The sequence below is a fragment of the Allobosea sp. CER48 genome, from assembly GCF_044752385.1.
Classification (GTDB): domain Bacteria; phylum Pseudomonadota; class Alphaproteobacteria; order Rhizobiales; family Beijerinckiaceae; genus Allobosea.
On record NZ_JBIWYK010000382.1, the window covers coordinates 1 to 3149 of the forward strand.

General features: G+C 67.6%; 4 protein-coding genes. 1 reads left to right on the forward strand and 3 read right to left on the reverse strand.

Annotation, left to right across the window (positions count from 1 at the left end; all coding sequences use genetic code 11):
* Positions 1-69: 69 nt before the first annotated feature.
* Both ACIPIA_RS13160 and ACIPIA_RS13165 read right to left on the reverse strand, forming a co-directional pair.
* On the reverse strand, positions 70-306 hold the full coding sequence (locus tag ACIPIA_RS13160; RefSeq protein WP_038361355.1) for an Lrp/AsnC ligand binding domain-containing protein: 237 nt from the start codon (positions 304-306) through the stop codon (positions 70-72).
* Between the two features lie 53 nt (positions 307-359).
* Positions 360-1184, reverse strand: coding sequence for an alpha/beta hydrolase (locus ACIPIA_RS13165; protein WP_400510199.1), 825 nt, complete (start codon positions 1182-1184; stop codon positions 360-362).
* 136 nt (positions 1185-1320) lie between these two features.
* Between ACIPIA_RS13165 and ACIPIA_RS13170 the strand changes: the two genes are divergently transcribed.
* Positions 1321-2319 (forward strand): asparaginase, encoded by a 999-nt coding sequence (locus ACIPIA_RS13170; RefSeq protein ID WP_400510201.1) that lies wholly within the window; start codon positions 1321-1323, stop codon positions 2317-2319.
* Positions 2320-2325: 6 nt separating this feature from the next.
* Here the strand turns inward: ACIPIA_RS13170 and ACIPIA_RS13175 are convergent.
* The coding region (locus tag ACIPIA_RS13175) for a TIGR03808 family TAT-translocated repetitive protein (protein WP_400510203.1) at positions 2326-3149 on the reverse strand (824 nt) is incomplete at its 5' end.

Here is a 3149-nt window from a genome sequence, read left to right on the forward strand (position 1 = left end):
GGACGATCGCCGGCCCGCCTTGTCTGCGGGCGCTCCGTGCATTCGGTAGCCCGGCCGAGGCAGCGGACGTCAGAACGCCTTGAAGGTGATGATCGTGTGAGTGTCGGCGATCTCGGGGATCGACTGCACCTTCTGTGCGACGAAATGGCCGATGTCGACATCCGCCGCGACGTGGAACTTCGCGAGGATGTCGTAGTTGCCGGCGGTCGAATAGATTTCGGAGGCGATCTCGCGATCGGCCAGCTCGCTGGCGACCTCGTAGGTCTTGCCGAGCTTGCATTTGATCTCGACGAAGAAGGTCTGCATCGCGGGCTCCGAAACTCTGATGCGGTCTGGATAGAATCCTCCGCGCCGGAAGATCAAGCTCCGGCGAGAGCGGCGATGCGTTTCGTCATCGGATTCTCGGGTTCGGCGAGACCGGCGATGACGGTGAAATGGTTGGCGCCTGGTATCTCCTCGTAGCGCGTCTTCACGCCTTCGAGACCCCAGACATCGACGAGCCGGCGGCTCTGCTTGTGATATTCCGCGCTCTCGGCGCCCCCGACCACCGCGTCCATCGTCAGCCGCGACGGCGCCGACCAGAACAACGGGCTTTCCAGCTCCGCCGCCGCCATGTCGAGGCCGAGCGCCTTGTTGATGCTGGTCTCGGTCAGCGGCTTCAGATTGTAGAGGCCGGAGATGCCATAGGCGGCCGGCACCAGCTGGTCTGGCAGGTCGGGGTCGACATTCTTCCAGTCGGTGGCGAGCGTGCAGGCGCTCAGATGTCCGCCCGCGGAATGGCCGGTCGCGACCACCGGCAGGTTGAAGCGGCGCCATAGGGCGGCCGCTGCCTGCTGGAGCTCCCAGACGATATGGCCGAGATGGACCTGCGGGCAGAGATCGTAGCCGACGACGGCGACCGGCAGGCCGCGCCGGTTCAAGCCGCGGGCCATGTGCGAGAAGAAGCTGCGGTCGAGCGCTTGCCAGTATCCGCCGTGGATGAACATGACGAGCGCGTTGCCCTGAATCGTTTCCGGCTTGAACAGGTCGTAGAGCTGACGCTCGCCCTCGCCATACGAGACCCCGAGCTCGCACAGCGCCGTCTCGCGGTAGGCGGCCGCATCGGCCTGCCAGCCGGCGATGATGCCGGGATGTTCCGGCACGCGGGCACGGTTGTTGTACTCGGTCTCGTAGTCAGGTGACATCGCTATCCTGCTCGTGAACGCACGGCTGATTGCCTCTACGGTGGCAGCCGCCCGCGGTTTCCGCCAGCGCTTTTGACAGCGGGGCCGGGCGGCGCCAAAAGCGGCCATCCGCAGCAAGCGGAATCTGGAGGTCGCCATGGAAAACCCCGTCCTCGCCGAAGTGACGCGCGGCAACGTCGTCGAATCGCGCCACCGAGGAGCGGCTGTCGTCGTCGACGCCGATGGCGCGGTCGTCTTCGCGACGGGGGATGTCGAGCGGCCGGTCTTCCCGCGCTCGGCCGTGAAGGCGATCCAGGCTCTTCCGCTCCTGGAGGGCGGCGCGGCCGATCGCTATGGGCTGACCGAGGCGGAGATCGCGCTCGCCGTCTCCTCGCACTCCGGCGAGCCGCTGCATGCCGAGACCTCGCTTGCCATGCTGAAGAAGGCGGGCCGCGATGCCGGCTGCCTGGAATGCGGGGCGCATTGGCCGATGAACGAGGTCGTGGCGCGGGCCCTGGCGAAATCGGGCGCCGAGCCGAGCGCGCTCAACAACAACTGTTCCGGAAAGCATGCCGGCTTCGTCTGCCTGTCCTGCAGCCTCGACGAGGACCCTGCGGGCTATGTGAGGGCCGGCCATCCCGTGCAGCAGGCCGTGCGCGGCGCGCTCGAGACGGTGACCGGTGCGGAGCACACCCCCGACCGCATGGGCATCGACGGTTGTTCGATTCCCTCCTATGCCGTGCCGCTCAAGGCGCTTGCGCTCGGCTTCGCCCGCTTCGGCACGGGGCACGGCTTCGGCCCCGAGCGGGCCAGGGCGGCGGCACGCATCCGTGCAGCCGCGGCGGCCCATCCCTTCATGGTCGCCGGCACCGGCCGCTACGACACCCGGCTGATGGACCTTTTGGGCGCGCGTGCCTTCACCAAGACCGGTGCCGAAGGTGTCTATTGCGCCGCGCTGCCGGAACTCGGCTACGGCATCGCGCTGAAATGCGACGATGGGGCGGGCCGTGCCGCCGAGGTCGCGCTCGGGGCGTTGATCGCCCGCTTCCTGCCGATGGACGAAGCCACGCAGGCCGCCTTTGCGCCGCTGCGCGAGAACGTCCTGAAGAACTGGAACGGCATCGAGGTCGGCCGGATCCGCGCGCCGGCTGCCTGAGGCGCCCTAGCGGACGGCGTTGTTGGCCACCGTGACGCCCGCCGCCTTGGCGTCTGGCGTCCTGGCGAGGTCGCCGGTGACGGGTTTGCCGTATTCCGTGCCGACGATGGCGCCGTTGCGGGCCGCATCGATGAGATTGTTCGCGATCAGAGCGTTGCGCTCTTTCGGCACCAGCGAGATCGCGATCCCGGTGCCGGTCTTGCGCACGACATTGCCCGTGCAGGCGAGGTTGCGCATGCCCCAGGACCAGCCGAGCGAGATGCCGATATCGCTGGCATCCTCGATGACGTTGCCGGTCACGGCGGCTTCCGCCTCGACGTGAACGCCGATGCCGCCGATCGGCTCCTTGCCGTTCGGCGCGAGCCCGCGCCTGACATCGCGGATGATGTTGTTGGCGAAGACGGCGAGCCGCCCGCCATGGTCGAGATTGGTGATATTGGCGCCCTGCGCGCAGTCCTCGACCAGGTTGTTCGCCATGATCGTGCCCTCGAACGCGAATTCGCTGTAGAGCGCGACCTCGCCGCAGCGCCGGCCCTGGTTGCCGAGGATCTGGACGCCGGAGCCGGAATTGTTGCGGATGAAGGTCATCGCGCAATCGCGGAGCTGGTTGCCTTCGATGATGACGCCGCCGGCGCGGAAAAGGCTGATGCCGTTGCCGTTCTGGCCATCGCCGCCGGCATCGGCCCTGATGCGGCTCACGCGGTTGCCCCGGACGGTCGAGCGATCGTCGCCGGGCTGGCTGCGCCAGATCTGGATGCCGTTGTTGCCGCAATCCTCGACATCGTTGCCCTCGACGACGAGGCCGGCAGAGTCGAGCGAGAAGAGGGCGG